Genomic DNA, 20,462 nt, shown 5'->3' with positions numbered 1-20,462 from the left:
AAAAATGTAATGTCAACCTGACATTGGCAAAAAATGTAAGCCTGACCTGACATTTCTTAGGACGCGCTTTTAGGCATCATGTGGATGAAAGCCGGGCGCGCTTGGCACGGGCGTCAAGCTGTGAGAGTGTCGGCTGAAAACAACAGGGGGGCTTCATGGCTGCCGAGATACTTAAGTTTGAAAAGAGGCCGGCCCCGGTCGTGGTGACGCCGAAGTCCCCGCGCTTCGAAGCGCTGGATATCCTGCGCGGCTTGTTCATCATCGGCATGCTGCTGGCCAATAATGCCGGCGACTGGTCGCATATCTGGCCGCCCTTTGAACACGCCGCCTGGCATGGCTTCACCATGACCGATCTGGTGTTCCCCGGCTTTCTGGTCTGTGTCGGTATCTCGATGACGCTTTCGATGAACCGCCGCATGGGCGAAGGTGGCAAACCGGCCATGGCTGCGCATGTGCTGCGCCGCGCCGCCATCCTGATAGGGATCGGTCTGTTCCTCAATCTGTTGCCCAATTTCGACTTTGTCCACTGGCGCATCCCCGGCGTGTTGCAGCGTATCGGTCTGTGCTACGCTCTGGCGGCCGGACTGGTGTTCGTGCACAGCCATGTCGAAAACGGCAAGCTGGTGCTGCACGCCCGGCCGCTGGCCTTCTGGGCCATCGGTCTGGTGCTGGGTTATGCCCTGCTGATGAAACTGGTGCCGGTGCCGGGCTTTGGCGTCAATCGCTTCGATCCGGAAGGCGCGTGGCCGTCCTATATCGACCGCATCATCCCCGGCATCCAGCACCTCTATCAAGGCGGCAAGAATGAAGCCGGGCAGGTGGTCTATGATCCCGAAGGCCTGCTCTCCACCTTGCCGGCGGTGTTCAATATCCTCGCCGGCATCCTGATTGGCCTGTTCATCCAGGAGCAGACGCCTGCCAGGGCGGTCGGCGGCGTGGCGCTGGCGGGGCTGATCCTGGTGCTGTGCGCCCTGGCGCTGGATGCGCAGATCCCCATCATCAAGAACTTGTGGACCTCGTCCTTCGCCGTGCTGACGAGTGGTCTCGCCCTGATGCTGCTGTCCCTCCTGATGCTGGTCATGGACCGTCTCGGCTATGTGACGTGGGCCATGCCGATCCGCGTTTTCGGCACCAACGCCATCCTGGCCTACGTCTTTGCCTGGCTGCTTTCGGTCTTCCTCGATGTCACCGGTCTGGCCCGCATGATCACGGCCTGGATGCACAGCGTGATCGGCGATCCTTACCTGATGTCCTTCCTGTTCGCCTTCGGCGTGCTGATGGTGTGCTGGCTGGTGGTGCTGCCCTTCTATCTCAGGAAGATCTTCCTCAAGATCTAGCGGCAGGTTTTATCATCCACAGCCTGTCAAAAGTGCGCCTTGACTCTTGTCTTTGCAAAGAACAAAATAAGAACATTCTTTGTGGAGGTGGCCTATGTCTTCGTGGTTTTGTGATACGCAGCTTAAGGATCTGCCTCAGGATACGCGCATCATGATCACGTGCGACAAATGCCGGCGCCAGCGTGAGGAGTCGGTGCGTCAACTGGTCAATGAAGCCAGGGTCGGGGCGATGTATCTCGATCTGATCGAATGGGCGTTCAGTTGCTCGAACTTCCACTGCAACGGCACGGTATCGTTCGGCCTGTTTACGCCGGTGACGATCAGGATGGTCGGACCGCAAACCTTACGCTATGCTTAGGCTCTTAAGCCTATTTCTTCATGTGCGACGTAATCACATCAAGCAGCGGATGCGGGGTGCGTTTGAGCTGATCGGCCTTGCCCTGTTCGCGCAGATAATAAAACTGGCCCTGCGTCACACTCGGCGCCAGTTCGTAATCCATGGCGTCCCAGCCGTCCTCGCGGTAACCGTAAAAGGCCCAGTGCGCCCCATAACCGTTGAGCGTATCGAGCACGTCATTCATATAGGCACCGCAATCGACCCATTGCCGCACGCAGCCGAATTCCGCCGCCACCATGCGATTCACTGGCACATCATGCGTTTTTGCCCAGTCGAACGGCACGGCGAGGAAGCGCGTCATCACCGCCTTGTTCCACGTCACCTTTTCAGTCCCCATCCACGATTCCACGCCCGGATATCGCAGTTGCGGCTTGCGTTTCAGATTGGGCGAACTGGTCGCCTCGTAGGGTTCGTACATATGAAAAGCGTAGAGCACCTTGTCGTCGCTCAGCTTTGACGGCCAGTAGCTGAAGCTGCCGGCATTGGCGTACCAGCCGCCATCGACCATGACAGGTGTCACCGGATCGACCGCGCGCACCGCCTTGATGACTTGTTCGTAAAAGCCCGGCAGGTCATGCGTCGTGCCCTTATATTTGGCATACCAGGCCTGACGGACCTCCGGCGTCGCCTGTTCATCGAGCCCCACGCCCTTTTCCGGTGTTGGCTCGTTGATCAGGTTATAGCCCGCCACGGCCGGATGATCTTTCAGCGCCATCGCCAGATCCCGCCAGAACGCGGCCGACTGATCCCAATAGGCGCGATCCTTCCACAGGCGGTCGTCCATCTTGCCCTCATTCTGCTGGCTCCAGCGATCGCCGGGCAGGGAGAGCGGCACGACCACGACCTTGATGCCGGCCGCCTGGGCCGCATCCAGACACTTGATCAGCTTGGCCAGATCGCCGGCCGGCATACCCTTATAGCCGTCGGCATTGCCGATCAGGAAATCCCTGCCTTCCCCCTTCCATTTGGAAAAGGTCAGTCGCACCCACGTGGCGCCAGTGGCTTTGAGCGCGCGGAAATAGGCCTCGTCGGGGATGCCTTCGTTGAAGCTGTTGCCGCCATATTGCGGCGTGTCCCAGAAGGTGATCAGATCGGCAGAGCAGACCGGCGTGGCGAGGCCAAGGGCCAGCACGGCCGCGGCGATAAGGCGTTTCATGATCGGGCTCCCTTTTTTAAGAGAGAGTGCCGCAAACGCTGGCCGAATACCAGAGCCTAGCGCTCGACCGGAAGACCCGCCATCATCCAGGCGCGCAGGCCGCCGGCGAGGTGGTCGTGGATATCGATGCCCGCCGCCTGACAGGCATGGGCCGCGGTCACCGAACGGACGCCGCCGGCGCATGACAGCACGACATACTTGCCGTCGGCCGAGGGAAGGGCAGCGGGATCGAGCGTCGACAGCGGATAGTTGACCGCGCCTTTGATGCGGGCATCGGCGAACTCATGGGGCTCACGCACATCGATCAGCAGGATGTCATCGTTGCTCAGAGCGGCGCTGACCTCTTCGGGCGTCATATTGCGGATCGGTGTGGACATGGGCAGGGCCTTTCAAAGTGACTTCGGTCACATATGGCATCTCAGAGCGCCTGACGGAAGATGCCGGTCTGGTAAAAGGTGCGGCCAAGCTGGCGGTGATCCATGGCGATGGTGAAGAGGAAGGCGCCGCCGCCAAGATCGGTGTGGCTGACATGGGTTTCGCCCGGTGACAGCCAGTGCGGCAAGGGGATTTGCACACCGGCGAGTTCCCAGAAATAGCGCTCGCTTGTGAAATGCAGGGCGCCCTCTTTCTCGTAGGCGCGCAACCGCATGCCGAACCCGAGCCCGACATATTCGCAAAGCTGGCCCCGGGCGTTTTCGCGCTTGGCGGAAACCACCGTGAAGGGGCGGGCAAAGCCATAGGTGCGCTGCCACCATACCCCGCCGCCTTCGCGCCGGGTAAGGCGCACCTGCATCGGCACATTTTGGCCGCGACGGGGTGTCAGCGGATTGCCGATCAGGCGGGTCAGTTGCGCGAACAGCCAGCCGGCACGGGAGCAATGGACCGTCTCCATCACGCCGTCATAAAGGATGGGCTGCTCCGGTTCGTGGGCAAAGCGCGCCTGGACTGATGGATGCAGGCGTCGCCATGCGTCCCCCAGCAGCCTCGGCAAAAGGCCTTCCTCATCCTGTAAGACTTGGCTTTTGCGCACCGCCAACATCCGCGTCCCCTTGACTTTTTCTGCGAATTGAGTTACATTTAGCTAACAATCTAATCGTTATAACGTCAAAAACAATTCGTCAATGGGCTAAATGTAATGCGTGCGGTACAAGCGGCTAAAATCTTCGCGGCCATGGCCTCCGAGCCACGTCTCAAGATCCTTGCCTATCTGTCGAAATCGACCATGACGGCGGGGGAAATCGCCGAGCGCTTCGATATGGCCAAGCCGTCGCTCTCCAAGCATCTGAGCATCCTCGAAAACGCCGGCCTGATCTCCAGCGTCAAGAAGGGCAAGTTTATCCATTACAGCATCGTGGAAGAGCATATCGTCAATTCGCTCGATGGCTACCTGCAGGAGGTCTGCCCGACGCGCAAACCCTTGCGCGAGGAAAGCGCCGCTAAGGCGAAGAGCGACGTAGAGGACTAGACGTTCTGGTCTTAATTTACGTTCGACAATATCAGGGTGACGCAAATCAGGAATACGGCGATTGAAATTGCCGGCACGCCGTAGGCTGCTTTTCGTTTTCTGTATGCGAAAAGAACTGGCGAGATAACTTTTGCGATCAGAATGGCCGGGATGCCAGCATAATAGGAACCCGCATAAATGCTTTGAAGCAGTTCGCGTTCCGGCCATCTGGCAAAGCCAAGCCCTAATGGCGACATGAACCACACGAAGGCCAGACAGGCGACCAGTATCGACGTGAATACAATGTAAAATATGTAAGCTGTGCGCTGATTGCTTTCGGTCATCGGAGTTTTTCCGCAATATCAATATAACAGCTTCTAAACCCGGTTGCCTGCGACAGCCTGACGCGCGTCAGAATGCGCAGGTTACCCATATAAAGTTTATGGATATATGATCGCCATCACCTCAGCAAAGAAGGAGAATGGCTGTCATGACACGTATTCTGAAAACACTCGCAGGCCTTGGTATTCTGGCGCTGGCCGCCGGCGCAGGCGCAGGCCACGCGGCCGATTTCAAGCCGAAGCAAAAGGGCACCATTATCGTTGCCGCCCGCATCACCACGGTGGCGCCGGACGAAAGTGGTGACATCAAGACAGCGGCGGGCGTTGATTCCGGCCTGAACGTCGACGTCAACAACAGCACCGTGCCGACGCTCGGCTTCAGCTATTTCTTTACCGATCACATCGCGGTCGAAGGCATTCTTGGCACCTCGAAGCACCAGATCAAGGCCGTGGGGCCAGCTACGGATGTGAAGGTGCATGAAACCTGGGTGTTGCCGCCGGTGGTGACCCTGCAATATCACTTCAATCCGGCCGGCAAGGTCAGCCCCTATGTCGGCGCCGGCGTCAACTATATGAACTGGTACGGCGGCAAGGATCAGAACGGCTTCAAAGTGCGCCTGAAGAGCGGTTTGGGCACGGCGGTCCAGGCCGGTGTCGATGTGGCGCTGAAAGGCCCCTGGTCGTTCAATCTCGACGTCAAGAAGGTCTTCTACAACACCGATGCCCGTATCAACAACGGCGCTCTGGTCTCCAAGGTCGATCTTGATCCCATCGTGGCATCCGCCGGTATCGCCTATCGTTTCTAACCCGTTTTAAAGTCCCTCAGACTGCGGCGGCCCTGTTCGAGCAGGCCGCCGCTTTTTTATGGGTGAAGCGCGGCGATGTTACGCCGAGGCGCCCATGTTGAGAATGAAGGCCGGGCCGAGATAGATGGTCTGCTTGCCGGTATTGAGATGGACGCTCAGGCCTGAGGTCTTGGGCGCATGGTCTTCGCTGGCGGTAACTTCCAGGGCTTGCATCTGCCAGTCAGGCCCGACGCTGATCGGCTTTTCGCCAAAAGAGGCATAGGGCGGTGAACTGATCTGAAGGCGGAGCGTCAGATTGGCGGGCGTGTTGCCGTCGGTTTTGGCGCGCATCCACACGGCGACGACGATCTTGTCGCCCTTGCTGATCTTGCCGGTGATCTGGCTTTCGGCGGCCGCATCCCAGGGGTTGCCGCCGCTGCCGGGGATCTTGATTTCCAGCGCAGCCCCGCCCTGAACCTTGGTATCCTTGATGCGCTTATTGGTCTGGGCGGCGCCGTAAACAGTCCAGCCGCCGGGATCGTTGATCAGCTTCTTGGCAATATCATCGTCCTGAGCCAAAGCGGGCAGGGCCCAAAGGCTGGCAGGCGCGCATACGAGGGCGCAGGCCCCCATGAGCAGGTGGCGTCGATTCATGATAGTCTCCCTGATACTCTTTATATTCAGCGAGCTAACATGGATTATTGCGTTTTTCCATAGGCATAAAGGCCGATCAGCGTGCCGACGAAGCCGCCAGCCTTTGCTGTTGACAGATTTGTCACATCGACGTCCTTCGCCACCACGGTCGAACCGCTGCTGAAGCTTGCCGTGCCGCCCTTAATTTCCACCTTGAGCTTGACCGCGCCGGCAGGGGCGGGGATCGTCGCCACCACAACGCCATCGCGCGGATCGTTCGGACCTGAGCGGCGTGTCACCTCCAGCACCGGCTTGCCGTCGCGCATGGCCAGCCCGAAAAAGACGTAGAAGTTATCGTTTTGGACGGCCATGATACCGGCGCGATCGCCTTCGGCGGTCGGCTGATAGCTGACCGTGGTGGTGAAGGCGGCGTTGGCGTGACGCTGGCGCAGGCCGATAAAGGCCGGGTGCGAGGTCTTGTCGCCCACCGCTTCGGGCAGGGCGCGCAAGGCAACCGTCTCGGCATGGTTCACGGTCAGGAACGGCGTCTTGGGCGTGCGAACCTGCAGCCAGTCGAGCGGCGTGCGGGCGTCGTAGCTGTAGCCGAAGTGATGCGAATAGCCGGTGTAGTGCGATTCCTTGAGCTGGCCGGGCACGTCAGGCAAGGCGACTGTGCGCGGGATCGGCTGGCCGTGCGGCAGGATGATGGGCCAGCCGTCTTTCCATTCGACCGGCAGCATGAAGGTTTCGCGGCCGGTATTGTAGAGACCGCCCTCATAGGGCTGGGTGGCGAGGAAGATGGCATACCACTTGCCATCGGGCGTATCGACCAGATCGGCATGGCCCGCCGATGTGATGGGGTTGGGGCGCGCCGGATCGAGATCGCGCTGGGTCAGGATCGGATTGCCGGCATAGGGGAGGTAAGGGCCGGTGACCTTGTCGGCGCGCAGGATGACTTCGGAGTGATTGACCGAGGTGCCGCCTTCGGCCGCCATCAGATAATAGTGGCCGTCCTTCTTGTAGATGTGCGGGCCTTCGATCCATACCGGCTTTTTCGAGATATCGACGCCGCCATTGACGACGACGCGCTTCTCGCCGACCATCTGACGCGTGGCCGGATCGAACTGTTGCAGCCACAGGGCGCGGTGGCCGTCGTAGAGCGGCTGGCCTTCGGGGGCGTCGTTCCAGACGATCCAAGCCTTGCCGTCATCGTCCCAGAAGATCGACGGATCGATGCCGCCAAACGGCAGCCATACCGGATCGGACCACGGACCGGCCGGGTCCTTCGCGGTGATGACGAAATTGCCCTTGCAGTCGACGCAGGTATTGATGATGTAGAACAGGCCGTCGTGATGGCTGATCGCCGGCGCAAAGACACCGCGCGACGTGGGCAGACCGGAGAAATCGAGCATGTCCGGACGGTCGATGGCGTTGCCGATCTGCCGCCAGTGCACCAGATCACGCGAGTGGAAGACTGGGATGCCGGGATAGTAGGCAAAGGTCGAGTTGATCAGGTAATAGTCGTTATCGACGCGGGTGATCGAGGGATCGGGATAGAAGCCCGGCAGGATCGGGTTTTCATAAACCGGCGTGGCGCTTTTGTTCAGGTCATCGCGCTGGCTGTCGAGCCGTATGGCAGAAAAGACCGCCTGTCCGGCGGGCGCAGTGGCGGGCAGGGTGGCGCATCCGGACAGGCCGAGAAGAAGGGTAAGGGCTGGCAGCAGCGTTTTCATGATGTTTACCTTGCCGATGCGTTTTTGAACGCCAGTGCGATGGCCTCGCGCAGGGGTTTGGGTTTGAAATCGGCGTCGTAGGGCGTCGGGCGCAGCGGTAGCTTGTCGGCGCGCGGGGTGAAGCCCTGCAACCAGTTGTACTGATCCGGCATGCCCCAGAAGAGCACGTCCTTGGTCTGCTTGTAGCTCAGCATCTGGTCGAGATAGATGCGGCCGACCGTAGCGACGATGGCGTCGCGTTGCTCGATATCACCGGTCGGGATCGTCTGGTCGTCGACGTCGAACTCGGTGATCAGCAGATCGAGATCGAGCGCCACCGTTTCATCGAGGAACTCTTTCCACGCATTGACCTGGCCGCCGAGCAGATCATAACCGTTGCCGATATGGGACTGCACACCCAGCGCATCGATGGGCACCTTGTTGTCACGGAACCAGTGCAGTAGCTTGAGCACGCCCTTGCGGTGGTTCTCGTTGCCGGCTTCCCAGCTCATATAGTCATTATAAACGAGTTGCGTCTTCGGCATGTATTCGCGGGTGGCCTCAAAGGCAATGCGCAGGGTATCCATGCCGAGCACGCGCGAGAAGGCGTTCTCGCGCACCTCGCCGGTCTTGGGGTCGATCGTCTCATTGACGACATCCCAAGAGTTCAGGCGTTCGCCATAATGATCGGCCACCTTGGCGATATAGTCGCGCAGCAGCTTTTCGGCGGCCACCTTGGGTTTCGAGCCGAAATCATAGCTTTTCAGCCATTGCGGGGTGTATTCGTCGCGAGCCCAGAACAGATTGTGTCCGCGCATGGCGATGTGATGGGATTCGGCGAAAGCCAGCAAGTCATCGGCCGGCTTGAAGTTATATTCGGTCGGGCCGTTATTGTGGGTCACGTACAGCTTTAGCTCGTTTTCCGGTACGATGATATTGCACTCACGGATAACGAGTTCACGCACGCGCGGATCGGCCAGCATCCGCATGCCAATGGCGGTACCGAAACGCAGCCCCTTGGCGGCGGCCAAATCCTTGAGCGAGGTGGCGGTATCGGCAGCGGTGGCGGTGAGGGCGCTGCCGGCAACGGCGCTTGCAGTTACAGTGGCGGCGCCAAGACTCAGGGCCGCGCGGCGCGACAGATTTTGGCTCATGGTATTTCCCTGTTGAATTTTATTCTGTTAGCGCTAACAGTGTCATCGTTCAATTCCGCCGTCAAGCGCGGGTTGGCCGCCACGCCGACATCGGCCGGTGGCCGAGTAGAAACAGGGAAACGATACCATGAAGCTGAAGACCCCCGTCCTGACACGCCGCTTGTTCGGCGCCTCAACCCTGGCCCTGAGCGCTGTCGCCGGAACGGCCATGGCCGCCAAGGCGAAGAAAGAGACGCTGCCCTATAAGGACGCCAGCCTTACCATCGATGCCCGCGTCGCCGATCTGCTCGGCCGTATGACGCTGGAAGAAAAGGTGGCGCAGCTGCTGTGCGTCTGGCAGAAAAAGGGCGATATTCAGGACGCGACCGGCAAGTTCGATCCCGCCAAGGCCTCGAAGGTCTATCCGAACGGCCTCGGCATGGTGGCGCGCCCCTCCGACCAGCAGGGCCTGGCCACCACGACCGGCGCGGGTGATTCCGGCGCCATGGGCAACCGCAACGCCTTTAACACCGCCAGTCACGTCAACGCCATGCAGAAGTGGGCCATCGAGGAGACCCGCCTCGGCATCCCGATGATCATGCACGAAGAAGGGCTGCACGGCTATGTCGCCAAGGATGCCACCTCGTTCCCGCAGGCCATCGGTCTGGCCTCGTCGTTCGATCCCCCCATGGCCACCAAGATCTTCTCGGTGGCGGCGCGTGAAATGCGCGCCCGTGGCGCCAATTTCGCGCTGGCGCCGGTGGTTGATGTCGCCCGCGAACCGCGCTGGGGCCGTATCGAAGAAACCTATGGCGAAGATCCATATCTCTGCGGCGAGATGGGCAAGGCGGCTGTTATCGGCTTCCAGGGCGAGACCCTGCCCCTGGCCAAGGACAAGGTGTTCGCCACCCTGAAACACATGACGGGCCACGGCCAGCCGGAAAACGGCACCAATGTCGGGCCGGCCGAGGTCAGCGAGCGCACCCTGCGCGAAGACTTCTTCCCGCCGTTCGAGAAGATCGTCAAGGAAACCCAGATCCGGGCCGTCATGCCGTCGTATAACGAAATCGACGGCGTGCCGAGCCACGCCAACAAGTGGCTCCTGACTACCATCCTGCGCGATGAGTGGGGCTTCAAGGGCGTCACCGTCTCCGACTATTTCGCCATCAACGAAATGATCTCGCGCCACAAGCTGGTGCCCAATGTCACCGAGGCGGCCTTTCGCGCTTTCAAGGCTGGGGTCGATATCGAAACGCCGGACAATCAGACCTATGGCCAACTGATCGAGCTGGTGAAGGCCGGCCGTATCAGCGAGGACGAGATCAATGCGGTGGTGCACCGTATCTTGGAAATGAAGTTCCAGTCGGGCCTGTTTGAAAATCCGTATGTCGACGCCAAGAAGGCCGACGCCCTGACCGCCACGCCGGACGCCGTGGCCCTGGCGCATGAGGCCGCCACCAAGTCGGTGGTGCTGCTGAAAAACAATGGCGTACTGCCGCTTGATGCGAAAAAGGTCGGCAAGCTTTTGGTGCTCGGCACCCACGCCAAGGATACGCCGATCGGTGGTTATTCCGACGTGCCGCGCCATGTCGTCTCGATCCTCGAAGGCGTTACCGCCGAGGGCAAGAAGGCTGGGTTTGAAGTCGCCTACAGCGAAGGCGTGCGAATCACCGAGCAACGCATCTGGGGCCAGGACGCGATCAATTTCACGCCGGATTCGGTCAATGACAAGCTCATCGCCGACGCCGTGGAAGCCGCCAAATCGGCCGATACCATCCTGCTGGTTTTGGGTGATAACGAACAAACCTCGCGCGAAGCCTGGGCCGACAACCACCTCGGCGACCGCGATTCGCTCGACCTGATGGGCCGCCAGAACGATCTGGCCGCCGCCATCTTCGCGCTGAAAAAGCCGACCGTGGTCTTCCTGCTCAATGGCCGGCCTCTGTCGGTCAACCTGCTCAATGAAAAGGCCGATGCGCTGGTCGAGGGCTGGTATATGGGCCAGGAAACCGGTTGGGCCGCCGCCGACATCCTGTTCGGTCGCGCCAATCCGGGCGGCAAGCTGCCGGTCTCGATCGCCCGCGGCGTCGGCCAGCTTCCCGTCTTCTACAATCATAAGCCAACGGCCCGCCGCGGCTATCTCGATGGCGAAACCTCGCCGCTGTTCCCCTTCGGTTACGGCCTGAGCTACACCACCTTCGATATCTCGGCGCCCAAACTGGCCAAGGCCAGTATCGCCACGACGGAGACCGTCACGGTCTCGATCGACGTCGCCAATACCGGCAAGGTCAAGGGCGACGAAGTGGTGCAGCTTTATATCCGCGATGATATTTCGTCGGTCACCCGTCCGGTCAAGGAACTCAAGCGTTTCAAGCGCATCACCCTCAATCCGGGTGAGCGCCAGACGGTTAGTTTCGACATCACCCCGGCTGACCTGCAATTCTACAACATGGATATGCAGCGCGTTGTCGAACCCGGCACCTTTACGATCTCCGCAGGACCGAATAGTGTCGACCTGAAGACGGCGACTCTCACCGTCATCTAAACCGGCGGGATAGTGACATGACGGATATCAAACGGCGCCATCTGTTGAGCGGCGCTCTGGCGGGCACGGCTGCGCTTGGCCTGGCTTCGGCGGCATCGGCCCAGAACAAGGGGCAGGATACGGCGGAGGCGCAGGCGATCCAGGCGGCCTTGCAGGATTATCATGATCCCAAGACCCTGACCGTCCAGCCGGTCGGTCAGGACTGGGCCCAGATGCGCCGTTACCGTCAGGCCAATGCCGATACCGTCAACCTGCCGGAAGCGCAGCGCAAGGTCGTCATGATGGGCGATTCCATCACCGACGGCTGGCCGGGCCAGTCCGGCACCTTCTATGGCGAGAATGGCCTGATCGGGCGCGGCATCGGCGGCCAGGTGAGCGCCCAGATGCTCGTCCGTTTCATGGCTGACGTGGTGACGCTGCGCCCCAAGGCCGTGCACATCATGGGCGGCACCAATGACGTGGCGCAAAACCAGGATCCTTACGATCCGGTGGCGACCACCAACAATCTGCAGGCCATGGCCAATCTGGCCACTATCTACGGCATCAAGGTCATCATGGCCTCGGTGCCGCCGGCCGATCATTTCCCGTGGCGGCCGGAAGTCGGCAATCCGCACGAAAAGTTCGTGGCGCTCAATGCCTGGATCAAGTCGGTGTGTGCATCGCAGGGCTATACCTATGTCGACTACTGGCCGGCCCTGGCCACCGAGGCCGGTGCCTTGCGTCCGGATTTCGGCGGCGACGGCGTCCACCCGAACGCACGCGCCTATGCCACCATGGCGCCCTATACCCTGGCCGCCATCGCCGCCGCTCTGGCCTGACAGGTGGCGCTCGGATAAGTGTCAGAATTGGAAGCGGGAAGTGATAACGCGGCTCAGCGAACCTTGCTATGCTGAATCTCCACATAAACATGCCACGGCCTGACCATGATGTCCCCCAGCGACCACAATCTGAGACGCACGCTCAGTGACCTGATGCACGAGCGCAGCCTGCCCATCTACAAGACGCCGGTCGCTGTGCGCAGTTGGGTCTATCTGGTGCCGGACGACCAGCGTGAGGCCGAGACCGCCTGGATCGACAGCCTTGAGCCGGGCGAGGCCGACCGCTGGCGGCTGGCGCGAATCGGCGAAACCCACGGCAGCATCTGGGAGCGGCATGGCGAGTTCTCGACCTGGCTGCGCTTTGACAATGACATCTCCATGGATGCCGCCACCAAAACGGAGCTGGGCTTTTGCCGGATACGCACGGCGGATTTCGACTGGCTGGAAGGCGCGCCGGGCGAGGTGTTCCGCAGCGTCGAGATTTCGGTTTTGCCCTATGAGCCCAAGGAGGCGCAGCTTCAGAAGGTTATCGACCTGACGCAGGCCGTCTGCTGCGATGTGTTCGATGGCGCGGCGCGGATATGGTCGGATTTCCGCATGCATGCCAAAGAAGATAAACTTGGTGCCGGACGCATCTATGTGCAGGACAAGGGGCTGGAAAACGACGAGGCGTCGCGGCTGCTGCAAACCCTGATCGAGATCGGTCACTATCGCAAGCTGGCGCTTCTGGGCTTTCCGGTGGCGCGCAACCTGATGGGCTGGCTGAAAGACGCCGAGGCGCGGCTGGCGGTGCTGACCTCGGATATGGCCAGCCAAAGCGCGTCGCAGGAACAGATATTGGAACGTCTGATGGCGCTGTCAGCCGAGGTCGAGCAGCGCGTCAATGCAGTGCGTTTCCGGCAAGGCGCCACCGACGCCTATGCCCGCCTGACCGAAGACCGGCTGGTGAGTTTGCGCGAAACCCGCGTAGCCGGTTTTTCGACCATGCAGGAATTCATCGAGCGCCGTTTGCAGCCGGCTATGCGCACCTGCGAAGCGGCCTCGCGCCGGCTCGACGATATCTCGACGCGTATCGGCCGCGTCAGCGATCTGCTGCGGGCGCGGATATCGATTTCGCTGGAGGTACAGAATCAGGGGTTGCTCAGGAGCATGAATGTGCGCTCGAAGCTCCAGATGAAACTGTCGGCGCTGGTCGAAGGCCTGTCGGTTTTCGCCGTCAGCTATTACATCTTCAATCTGGTGAAATACATCATTGATCCGCTGTTCGACCCGCACCTGGCGCACCTGATTTATGCGCCGCTTATCCTTTTGATCGTCGGACTGGCGTGGTGGTTTATTCACCAGCGCAAGAAGTCGATCGGCCATGCGGACGCGTAGGGAAGGGTATCCACAGATTACACAGATTGCACAGATTGAAGAGGCGGCGCTTCGCGCCAGATCAGTCAGGGTATGATATTTCTAAAATTTGTGAAATTTTTGAATATGCCTGACTTACTTTAACTTGCCAAGACGCTTGGCATTGGCCATGGCGCGCGAACGGATCGGTTTGAGCGCCCGCAACGCCATGGTGGCGGTATGATCGGAGAGGGTGGCGGCGGTCAGGCCAGCGCGTTTCAGGCTGCGGCCGAGCTTTTCATTGCGCGCCATCGCCTGTGCCACGGTCCTGGCGCTTGCCAGACTGAACAGATCGGCCTGCACGGCGGTCATGTCCTTCATGATCTTCATGCCGGCCTGCACATCGTGTGTCATGGCGCGCGTGGTGACGCCTTGCAAAACCTCGGTGGCGGCGGCCAGTTTTTCCTGACCCATAAGTGTGAATTCCGCCGTGTCACGCGGACTGGGCGGCGTGCTGGCGTTCATCATACGCAGGGTTCGGTGCTGGATGACCTGCGCTGAAGCCATCATCATGCTGCTTGTCTGAAGGGCCAGATCGGTCCACAGGGCGAACGGGTTACTGAGTGTCGATGTGCGTGTCATGGCGCCAGTAAAACGCCGCATCGCATAAGAAAACGATGCGGGTTTGATAATTTTCATTACAATGCCGGCATGAGGGGACAGATGAAATCTTTGGCGGTTTTGACGCTGCTGTTTCTGCTGCCGGTACAGGTTCGGGCTGCGGCAGTTCAGGAGGGCACGAAGCCGTGGCCGCAAGCGACCGTGCCTTATCACTTTGACGCTGTATTGCTCAAAACTGCCGGTGCTTCGGGCAAGGACTGCACGGGATGGAAGCGATGGAAGTCGGCGACCGGGGCCTACAAGGCGTGTAAGGCTATGGACGCCTGGACTGCGGCGACGGGTGTACGCTTTGTCCATGACGAACGCGGACTCGACGGCCTTTATATCGTTCATGACGCCGATGCCACCAACGCCACGCTGGGGCACCTGCCTATGGTCAATCGTATTCAGATTGAGCCCCGCGCTTCCTACGGCTCGGTGCTGCATGAGTTTGGCCATGTGCTTGGGCTGATGCATGAGCACCAGAGGCCTGACCGAGATGCTTATGTCCGGCTGGAACCCTTCCTGCAAACCTATCTCAATGATTGCGGCGTGTCTCTCAGCGCGGTTTGCCGGGATGTTCGCAACGCCTTTCCCAAGGTGAAGGTGCAGATGTCATCGGACTATGATCCCTGTTCGAACATGCACTACCTTGCCAACCAAACGCCGCGTCATCGTGAGGATAAGCGCTGGAACCGTATTTTTACTCTGACTGCCAAAGGGCAGGAAGCGCTCAAGACTTGCCGCACTCAGTTCTCGAGTTTGCCGGAGCGCTGCCGCAAGGTCGGGCAGAAGTGCGACCTAAGTAAGGATGACGCGGCTATCGTGCATCGCTTTCAGCGCGTCGAAACATTCGTGCATTGACAAGCGCTGCATCATAAGGAACACATGCGGAACACGGGACGCTCACCAGAAGGCGGGTTTGTAAGCCGAAGCGGGCAGGGAAGCGCCGGCGCGGGTGAGTTGAGGGTATGGATAAGCTATACGATTGCTGCTGGGTCGAACTGGAAGGGGACATGCGTCCGCAACTGGTCATTCGCAAGCGCCTGAAACCTGCCATCTATGCGGTGGGGGAATGGCTCTATGCCGAGTGCGGCTCCCCCTTGTCGCATAATCCTGAGGCGCCGCGCATCCTGTCGATCCAGGCGCCGATGGGGCATGGACGGCGTGCAAGTCGCTAATGTCATCCTCGCAAACCGGCCCAAAAGCTAAATTGCACGTTTATTGACCTTTTCCGCACTCTGTCATGGCATATGGAGGTGGTTCTGTGGGTTTCATTACGGTTTCAGGCGCAGAGATTTTTCTGCCGATGGCGCATAGCGATAGCCCAGCGTCTGACGAGGGCGACCTGTCACTGGATGACCGCAAGATTGCCATCCTGATCGCTGAAGGCACTGAAGCGCAGGCACTGATCCATCTCGTTCGGCACATTCACGAGGCGGGCGGCCACGCTGCGATTATCGCGTCTGAACAGGGCCGCATCCGCCTTTCCGACCATTCTGCCATCATGCCTGAGGCCGAACTGGCGCACTCATCATCACAAAACTTCGACGCGGTGGCTGTGTTGCTGTCCGAAAGAGGCGCTATACGGCACCGGCAGGATATGGCCATGCTGACCTGGCTGCGCGAGAGCTTTGCTGATCGCAAACCCATCGGCTACAGCGAGCCGCTGCGACTGGTTCTGGGCATGGCGGGAATCGTCCCCGTTGAGGGCGTCGTGACGATCTCTGAGCTGCCGCAAGCGCTGTCTCTGCGATATGCCGTACTCGCTTATTAGGCACACAGATAGGTCCCAATTCGCCTTAAATGGGCATATTGGCCATAATTAATTTCGAGTAAGGCGCGATTACGTCATAAAAATCGCCGTTACGAAACATGTTGCTATTTTAAATAGAGTATTCCTGGTTCACGGAGAAAGCTTACTTAACGTAATTTTTTAACAATTGGAAATGTCGGCGCCCTTAGTATCCAGTATGCGAAAATATGTATCCAGCATCTTGGAGTATCTTATTTAAAAACGCAGTTATTGTGGAATTTTATTGTCCAAATTGTGGCCAAAAGTGTAACAAGTGCCGTTTTCTCTCTTTTTAACTTGTTAAATTTGTGACGATCACACCCTGTGATTGCTGTATTGCGACACCGGTTTGTGACATTTGAGTGACGTCGTCTGCGGGGCACAGACGGGCGTTAACGTACAGTTCGCACATAAAACAGCCTATCCCGGAGAGAAAATTGAATAAGCACACGCAACGTCGCAATCTTATGGCGACGACAACCTTTTGCACGGCTGTTTTGACAGCCATGGCCGCACCGGCGCTTTTGGCCACCGTCGCGGCTCTCATTCCCGCTCAGGCGCTGGCCCAGGACTATACCTCGGGCGCCCTGATCGGCTCGGTGTCGGATTCGGGCGGCGCGCCCGTCAGCGGCGCTACGGTCACCCTGACCTCGCAAGGTCAAGGCCAGGCACGCACTATGACCTCCAGCGCCGCCGGTTCTTTCTCGGCCACCGGTCTGCAGCCCGGCGAATATAACGTTGTCGTGGAAGCGCCCGGTTTCGACAAATATGAAACGACGGTGAGCGTCGTGATCTCGCAGGAAGTCCGCCTTGAAGCGTCCCTGCAAACCACGGGCGCCACCCAGACCGTGGTCGTTAAGGCCAAGCGCGTTCGCCAGGATTTCACCAAGACGACGACCGGCCTGACCGTCGATCTCGATACCCTGACGTCGCAGCAGCCGATCGCGCGTAACCTGACCGCGGTCACCATGCTTGCCCCGACCGTCACCATGGGCAATCCCGGCTTCGGCGAAGGCGACAACGCCGTGGCGTCGTTCGGCGGCGGTTCGGTGGCGGAAAACGCCTATTATATCGATGGTCTGAACATCACCAATCCGGACACCTATATCTCGTCCGCGCGCGTGCCGTTCGATTTTTACAAGACAGTGGAAGTCAAGACCGGTGGTTATGCCGCTGAATTTGGCCGTGCCACCGGCGGCGTCGTCAACGCCACCACCAAGTCGGGCACCAACACCTTCATGTTCGCTGTCCACGGCAATTATCAGCCGTCGAATTTCCGTAATGAGCAACTCGATACCTATGATTATCGTGGCAAGTTCAGTCAGGTTCAGGACAATTCGTTGTCGGTCGAAGCTGGCGGGCCTATCATCAAGGATCGCCTGTTCGCCTATGGCCTCTATCAATTCAACGATTATGCCTCGACCAAGGCTGGCATCAACACCGGCACCTATACCAAGACCAAGAACACCGATCCGTTCCTAGGCCTGAAGCTCGATGGTTATATCACCCCGACCCAGCACGTCTCGCTGACCTATTTCGACACCACCAACACCGACAAGGCGGATCAATACGGTTTTGATTCCGATACGGACACCATCGGCGCCTACAAGTCTTCGACGAAGGAAGAATTGGGTGGTCAGAACTGGGTGCTGAACTATGCCGGCAAGGTGACGGACTGGTTCTCGATCTCGGCCGCCGTCGGCGACATGAAGGACCGCGACAATCTGCTGCCGTCCGACCTGACCAGCTACAACGTCAAATACTACGACCTGTCGGGTACGCCGACCACGATTTCCACCACCCAGCCGAACACCGCGATCAATGTCATCGATATGGAGCGCAAGTTCTGGCGCGCCGACGGCGACGTTCGTTTCGACGCCTGGGGGCACCACCACGTCCGCTTCGGCATCGATCACGAAAAGAACTCGGAAAACAAGACGACCGACCTGACCGGTGGTTCGCCGGTGCAGTATCGTTTCCGCGAATATGATAATACCGATGACAATATCGATAATGTCGATGAAGTCCTGCTGAACGTCATCTATGAGCACATGGGCGGCCATGTATCGTCCGAAGCTCAGGCGATCTATATCCAGGATTCTTGGGATGTGACCAAGAACCTGAACCTGCAATTTGGTCTGCGCAGCGATAATTTCAAGCAGTTCAACCTGTCCGGTGAGCAGTATATGGACCTGAAGGACAATGTCGCGCCGCGCCTCGGCTTTGCCTGGGATCCAACCGGCGAGGGGCAATGGAAGGTCTTCGGTTCGTATGGTCAGAATTTCATTCCGCCTGCTATGAACATGGGCTTCCGCGGCAAGGACACCTATTTCCAGCAGTACTTCAACGCGCCGACAGGTGGTTGGGTGCTTGATCCGGTAACTGGTCTGCCGCAATCGGTCGGCACGCCGAACAGCAAACTGAGCACGCTTTGCCCGACATCGTCCCTTAGCGGCGCGCCAGGCTTCTCTGGTGTGGATGTTGCCGGTAATTACTGCACCGTCTATGGCAATGGTGAGCAGGAAGGCGCTAATTCGAAGACGGCGGAAGGCCTGAAAGCCACGCATGTTGATGAAGTCATCCTGGGCACCACCTATCGCGTCAACGATCTGTGGACGGTCGGTGTCACCGGCACCATGCGCTCGACCAAGAACGTTTCGGAAGATTCGGACTTCACCGATGCGATCATCGGCTACCTGGGCAACGCTACCGATCTGACGGCTACCCAGCGCGCCGATGCGATCGCCATGTATACCGGCACCTCCAACTATTACGTGTGGAACGTTGGTGATCACAGCGCCACTGTACGTCTTAAGAAGGTCCTCACAGGCGAGACGGAGCAGCGTGTCATCACCCTGTCGGCTGACCAACTGGGCCACTTCCACGACGCCAAGCGTGAATACCAGGCCCTGACCTTCGACTTCAAGCGCGCCTTCGATGGCAAGTGGGGTCTCCAAGGTTCCTACACCTGGTCGCGCCTGTCGGGTAACTACTCCGGCACCGTCTCCGAATACGGCAACACCGTTCAGCAAGACGCTGGCGCCACCTTCGCGTGGGATTCGCCGGGTATGGAAAACTACTCCGGCGGTCTGCTGGCGGGTGACCGCACCCATACCTTCAAACTATGGGGTTCTTACCAACTCACGCCGTCCTTCCTGGTAGGTGCGAACGTGATCCTCCAGTCGCCAGAGCGTTTCTCTTGCCTCGGCTTTAATGCTGATGACGCTTACGCCGCCGGTTATGAAGCCGTATCGCACTACTGCGGCGGTCTTCCAGCGCCGCAAGGCAAAGGGCTGAAGTCGGACTGGACGAAGAATATCGATGTCTCGATGCGCTATACCGTGCCTCAGAAGTATGCGCTCGGTGGAAACCTCGTTCTGCGGGCCGATATCTTCAATCTGTTCGATCAGCACTCGGTCGTAACGCGTTACGTCACCTATGACTCCGGCTACGATCCCGATACGAACACATACTTCAAAGATGATAACTACGGCACGCCGACCTTCTACAACACGCCGCGTTACGTCCGCGTCGGTTTCGACCTGAGCTACTAGAGCGCTTTCCGAAAAGTGTGACGCATTTTTCGGATAAAAAAGCGCGTCAAAACAAAAAATTAGAGCGCCGATCTGATCCAATCAGATCGGGACACGCTCTAAGACGGCTTTGTCCGGCAGGGCTTCCTTCTCCGGGTTGCCGCAGGTCGGACGAAAAGCGGGAAGGTGTTGGCGCACCTTCCCAAGAGAGCACCCTCCGGTTTGCGCCGGAGGGTGCTTTTTTATGTCGGGGAGATAAGCTGCCGGATGGAGCAAAGCCGTACGCGCAAGGCTTTGGCATTCTCCTCAGTCGGCTCTGTCTCGACCGGGAAAGCCTCATCCAGATCGCCATGGTCGAGCACCGTCTCCACCCAGCCATCCACCAGATCGCAGTAGAGGGCGAGCGCCTCAAGCGGTGTCGGCGCCTCATCGGTAACGAAATAGGCCGGCGGCAGATCGCCGCTCACCACCCACAGCGCGTCATCGACACCGCCGGCCGGCTCGGCGAAACGGACCAGAAAGAGGCCGATAACCCCGCCACTACCATAGGCCAGAAGCACCTGACGCAGGGGCGGGCACGTAACCGGGGCAAATTGGCGTGCAAGGGGGCTTGGCAGGGACTCGCGGTTATGATTCAAACTGGAGATGGCTCCATCGACTGAATCGAATGACGATTTTTCCCTGGCGGGTTTGCGCAGTGTTGTTGCGACACTTTTGGGGCAGGTTGAGCGACTCCAGACGGAGGTAGGTTCGCAAGCGAAGGTCATTGAAGAACAATCTCGTACCCTTGAAGATTTGAAACTGGCGGTGACGGTTCGCGACGCCAAGATTGCTGAAC

The 20,462-nt window shown here is 59.2% G+C and carries 21 protein-coding genes; 12 read left to right on the top strand and 9 right to left on the bottom strand.

The window, feature by feature from the left end; genetic code table 11:
• Nucleotides 1-155: 155 nt before the first annotated feature.
• Together B060_RS0120250 and B060_RS0120245 are read left to right on the top strand one after the other, a co-directional pair.
• Nucleotides 156-1,337 carry an acyltransferase family protein gene (locus tag B060_RS0120250; RefSeq protein WP_018083638.1) on the top strand — a complete coding sequence of 394 codons (1,182 nt, stop codon included), beginning with the start codon at nucleotides 156-158 and terminating at the stop codon, nucleotides 1,335-1,337.
• Between the two features lie 94 nt (nucleotides 1,338-1,431).
• Nucleotides 1,432-1,695 (top strand): hypothetical protein, encoded by a 264-nt coding sequence (locus B060_RS0120245; protein ID WP_018083637.1) that lies wholly within the window; start codon nucleotides 1,432-1,434, stop codon nucleotides 1,693-1,695.
• 10 nt (nucleotides 1,696-1,705) lie between these two features.
• On the opposite strand, the gene B060_RS0120240 is transcribed toward B060_RS0120245, so the two are convergent.
• Genes B060_RS0120240 through B060_RS0120230 form a run of 3 tightly spaced genes read right to left on the bottom strand, consistent with a single transcriptional unit; the run spans nucleotide 1,706 to nucleotide 3,929 of the window.
• Entirely contained in the window at nucleotides 1,706-2,890 is a 1,185-nt protein-coding gene (locus B060_RS0120240; protein WP_018083636.1) for a glycoside hydrolase family 5 protein, read from the bottom strand.
• 56 nt (nucleotides 2,891-2,946) lie between these two features.
• Nucleotides 2,947-3,267: a rhodanese-like domain-containing protein gene (locus B060_RS0120235; protein WP_018083635.1), complete on the bottom strand. Its 321-nt coding sequence runs from the start codon at nucleotides 3,265-3,267 to the stop codon at nucleotides 2,947-2,949.
• A 41-nt stretch (nucleotides 3,268-3,308) separates the two neighbouring features.
• Nucleotides 3,309-3,929 (bottom strand): DUF4166 domain-containing protein, encoded by a 621-nt coding sequence (locus B060_RS0120230; protein WP_018083634.1) that lies wholly within the window; start codon nucleotides 3,927-3,929, stop codon nucleotides 3,309-3,311.
• Nucleotides 3,930-4,025: 96 nt separating this feature from the next.
• On the opposite strand from B060_RS0120230, the gene B060_RS0120225 reads away from it, so the two are divergent.
• A complete protein-coding gene (locus B060_RS0120225) occupies nucleotides 4,026-4,355 on the top strand; it encodes a metalloregulator ArsR/SmtB family transcription factor (RefSeq protein ID WP_018083633.1) in 330 nt (109 codons plus the stop codon).
• An 11-nt stretch (nucleotides 4,356-4,366) separates the two neighbouring features.
• Here the strand turns inward: B060_RS0120225 and B060_RS0120220 are convergent, their stop codons facing one another.
• Nucleotides 4,367-4,678 (bottom strand): hypothetical protein, encoded by a 312-nt coding sequence (locus tag B060_RS0120220; RefSeq protein WP_018083632.1) that lies wholly within the window; start codon nucleotides 4,676-4,678, stop codon nucleotides 4,367-4,369.
• Nucleotides 4,679-4,815: 137 nt separating this feature from the next.
• Here B060_RS0120220 and B060_RS0120215 point away from each other — a divergent pair, with 137 nt between their 5' ends.
• The gene (locus tag B060_RS0120215) at nucleotides 4,816-5,481 is read left to right on the top strand and encodes an OmpW/AlkL family protein (protein ID WP_018083631.1); all 666 of its coding nucleotides are present in this window, start codon (nucleotides 4,816-4,818) and stop codon (nucleotides 5,479-5,481) included.
• Nucleotides 5,482-5,559: 78 nt separating this feature from the next.
• On the opposite strand, the gene B060_RS0120210 is transcribed toward B060_RS0120215, so the two are convergent.
• Genes B060_RS0120210 through B060_RS0120200 form a run of 3 tightly spaced genes read right to left on the bottom strand, consistent with a single transcriptional unit; the run spans nucleotide 5,560 to nucleotide 8,959 of the window.
• Nucleotides 5,560-6,114: a carbohydrate binding domain-containing protein gene (locus B060_RS0120210; protein WP_018083630.1), complete on the bottom strand. Its 555-nt coding sequence runs from the start codon at nucleotides 6,112-6,114 to the stop codon at nucleotides 5,560-5,562.
• 44 nt (nucleotides 6,115-6,158) lie between these two features.
• On the bottom strand, nucleotides 6,159-7,826 hold the full coding sequence (locus B060_RS0120205) for a glycoside hydrolase family 43 protein (RefSeq protein ID WP_018083629.1): 1,668 nt from the start codon (nucleotides 7,824-7,826) through the stop codon (nucleotides 6,159-6,161).
• A 5-nt stretch (nucleotides 7,827-7,831) separates the two neighbouring features.
• Complete coding sequence (locus B060_RS0120200; protein ID WP_018083628.1) at nucleotides 7,832-8,959, bottom strand: endo-1,4-beta-xylanase; 1,128 nt, start codon at nucleotides 8,957-8,959, stop codon at nucleotides 7,832-7,834.
• 127 nt (nucleotides 8,960-9,086) lie between these two features.
• Between B060_RS0120200 and B060_RS0120195 the strand changes: the two genes are divergently transcribed.
• The 3 genes from B060_RS0120195 (at nucleotide 9,087) to B060_RS0120185 (ending at nucleotide 13,678) form a co-directional block, all read left to right on the top strand.
• Nucleotides 9,087-11,483, top strand: a complete 2,397-nt coding sequence (locus B060_RS0120195) for a glycoside hydrolase family 3 N-terminal domain-containing protein (RefSeq protein ID WP_018083627.1) — start codon at nucleotides 9,087-9,089, stop codon at nucleotides 11,481-11,483.
• 17 nt (nucleotides 11,484-11,500) lie between these two features.
• Nucleotides 11,501-12,301 carry a GDSL-type esterase/lipase family protein gene (locus tag B060_RS0120190; protein WP_018083626.1) on the top strand — a complete coding sequence of 267 codons (801 nt, stop codon included), beginning with the start codon at nucleotides 11,501-11,503 and terminating at the stop codon, nucleotides 12,299-12,301.
• A 105-nt stretch (nucleotides 12,302-12,406) separates the two neighbouring features.
• On the top strand, nucleotides 12,407-13,678 hold the full coding sequence (locus B060_RS0120185; protein WP_018083625.1) for a DUF3422 domain-containing protein: 1,272 nt from the start codon (nucleotides 12,407-12,409) through the stop codon (nucleotides 13,676-13,678).
• Nucleotides 13,679-13,792: 114 nt separating this feature from the next.
• Here the strand turns inward: B060_RS0120185 and B060_RS0120180 are convergent, their stop codons facing one another.
• Nucleotides 13,793-14,278 carry a polyhydroxyalkanoate granule-associated phasin gene (locus B060_RS0120180; RefSeq protein WP_155847920.1) on the bottom strand — a complete coding sequence of 162 codons (486 nt, stop codon included), beginning with the start codon at nucleotides 14,276-14,278 and terminating at the stop codon, nucleotides 13,793-13,795.
• An 81-nt stretch (nucleotides 14,279-14,359) separates the two neighbouring features.
• Between B060_RS0120180 and B060_RS0120175 the strand changes: the two genes are divergently transcribed.
• The 4 genes from B060_RS0120175 to B060_RS0120160 all read left to right on the top strand — a co-directional run bounded on the left by B060_RS0120175 (nucleotide 14,360) and on the right by B060_RS0120160 (nucleotide 19,645).
• Nucleotides 14,360-15,160, top strand: coding sequence for a M12 family metallopeptidase (locus B060_RS0120175; protein ID WP_018083623.1), 801 nt, complete (start codon nucleotides 14,360-14,362; stop codon nucleotides 15,158-15,160).
• 107 nt (nucleotides 15,161-15,267) lie between these two features.
• Complete coding sequence (locus B060_RS0120170) at nucleotides 15,268-15,477, top strand: hypothetical protein (protein ID WP_018083622.1); 210 nt, start codon at nucleotides 15,268-15,270, stop codon at nucleotides 15,475-15,477.
• A gap of 86 nt (nucleotides 15,478-15,563) precedes the next feature.
• A complete protein-coding gene (locus B060_RS0120165) occupies nucleotides 15,564-16,073 on the top strand; it encodes a type 1 glutamine amidotransferase family protein (RefSeq protein ID WP_155847919.1) in 510 nt (169 codons plus the stop codon).
• A gap of 455 nt (nucleotides 16,074-16,528) precedes the next feature.
• Nucleotides 16,529-19,645 (top strand): TonB-dependent receptor, encoded by a 3,117-nt coding sequence (locus tag B060_RS0120160; RefSeq protein ID WP_018083620.1) that lies wholly within the window; start codon nucleotides 16,529-16,531, stop codon nucleotides 19,643-19,645.
• 221 nt (nucleotides 19,646-19,866) lie between these two features.
• On the opposite strand, the gene B060_RS27415 is transcribed toward B060_RS0120160, so the two are convergent.
• Nucleotides 19,867-20,262, bottom strand: coding sequence for a hypothetical protein (locus B060_RS27415; protein ID WP_018083619.1), 396 nt, complete (start codon nucleotides 20,260-20,262; stop codon nucleotides 19,867-19,869).
• Between the two features lie 7 nt (nucleotides 20,263-20,269).
• Here B060_RS27415 and B060_RS25335 point away from each other — a divergent pair.
• Nucleotides 20,270-20,462: hypothetical protein (locus tag B060_RS25335; protein WP_040401890.1), on the top strand; the 193-nt coding region annotated here is incomplete at its 3' end.

Source organism: Asticcacaulis benevestitus DSM 16100 = ATCC BAA-896, from assembly GCF_000376105.1.
Classification (GTDB): Bacteria; Pseudomonadota; Alphaproteobacteria; order Caulobacterales; family Caulobacteraceae; genus Asticcacaulis; species Asticcacaulis benevestitus.
This window is presented reverse-complemented; position numbering and strand designations above follow the sequence as displayed.

Coding starts and splice junctions, on each gene's coding strand:
- B060_RS0120250 (WP_018083638.1), top strand. CDS start 156: ATGGCTGCCGAGATACTTAAGTTTGAAAAGAGGCCGGCCCCGGTCGTG.
- B060_RS0120245 (WP_018083637.1), top strand. CDS start 1,432: ATGTCTTCGTGGTTTTGTGATACGCAGCTTAAGGATCTGCCTCAGGAT.
- B060_RS0120240 (WP_018083636.1), bottom strand. CDS start 2,890: ATGAAACGCCTTATCGCCGCGGCCGTGCTGGCCCTTGGCCTCGCCACG.
- B060_RS0120235 (WP_018083635.1), bottom strand. CDS start 3,267: ATGTCCACACCGATCCGCAATATGACGCCCGAAGAGGTCAGCGCCGCT.
- B060_RS0120230 (WP_018083634.1), bottom strand. CDS start 3,929: ATGTTGGCGGTGCGCAAAAGCCAAGTCTTACAGGATGAGGAAGGCCTT.
- B060_RS0120225 (WP_018083633.1), top strand. CDS start 4,026: ATGCGTGCGGTACAAGCGGCTAAAATCTTCGCGGCCATGGCCTCCGAG.
- B060_RS0120220 (WP_018083632.1), bottom strand. CDS start 4,678: ATGACCGAAAGCAATCAGCGCACAGCTTACATATTTTACATTGTATTC.
- B060_RS0120215 (WP_018083631.1), top strand. CDS start 4,816: ATGGCTGTCATGACACGTATTCTGAAAACACTCGCAGGCCTTGGTATT.
- B060_RS0120210 (WP_018083630.1), bottom strand. CDS start 6,114: ATGAATCGACGCCACCTGCTCATGGGGGCCTGCGCCCTCGTATGCGCG.
- B060_RS0120205 (WP_018083629.1), bottom strand. CDS start 7,826: ATGAAAACGCTGCTGCCAGCCCTTACCCTTCTTCTCGGCCTGTCCGGA.
- B060_RS0120200 (WP_018083628.1), bottom strand. CDS start 8,959: ATGAGCCAAAATCTGTCGCGCCGCGCGGCCCTGAGTCTTGGCGCCGCC.
- B060_RS0120195 (WP_018083627.1), top strand. CDS start 9,087: ATGAAGCTGAAGACCCCCGTCCTGACACGCCGCTTGTTCGGCGCCTCA.
- B060_RS0120190 (WP_018083626.1), top strand. CDS start 11,501: ATGACGGATATCAAACGGCGCCATCTGTTGAGCGGCGCTCTGGCGGGC.
- B060_RS0120185 (WP_018083625.1), top strand. CDS start 12,407: ATGATGTCCCCCAGCGACCACAATCTGAGACGCACGCTCAGTGACCTG.
- B060_RS0120180 (WP_155847920.1), bottom strand. CDS start 14,278: ATGACACGCACATCGACACTCAGTAACCCGTTCGCCCTGTGGACCGAT.
- B060_RS0120175 (WP_018083623.1), top strand. CDS start 14,360: ATGAAATCTTTGGCGGTTTTGACGCTGCTGTTTCTGCTGCCGGTACAG.
- B060_RS0120170 (WP_018083622.1), top strand. CDS start 15,268: ATGGATAAGCTATACGATTGCTGCTGGGTCGAACTGGAAGGGGACATG.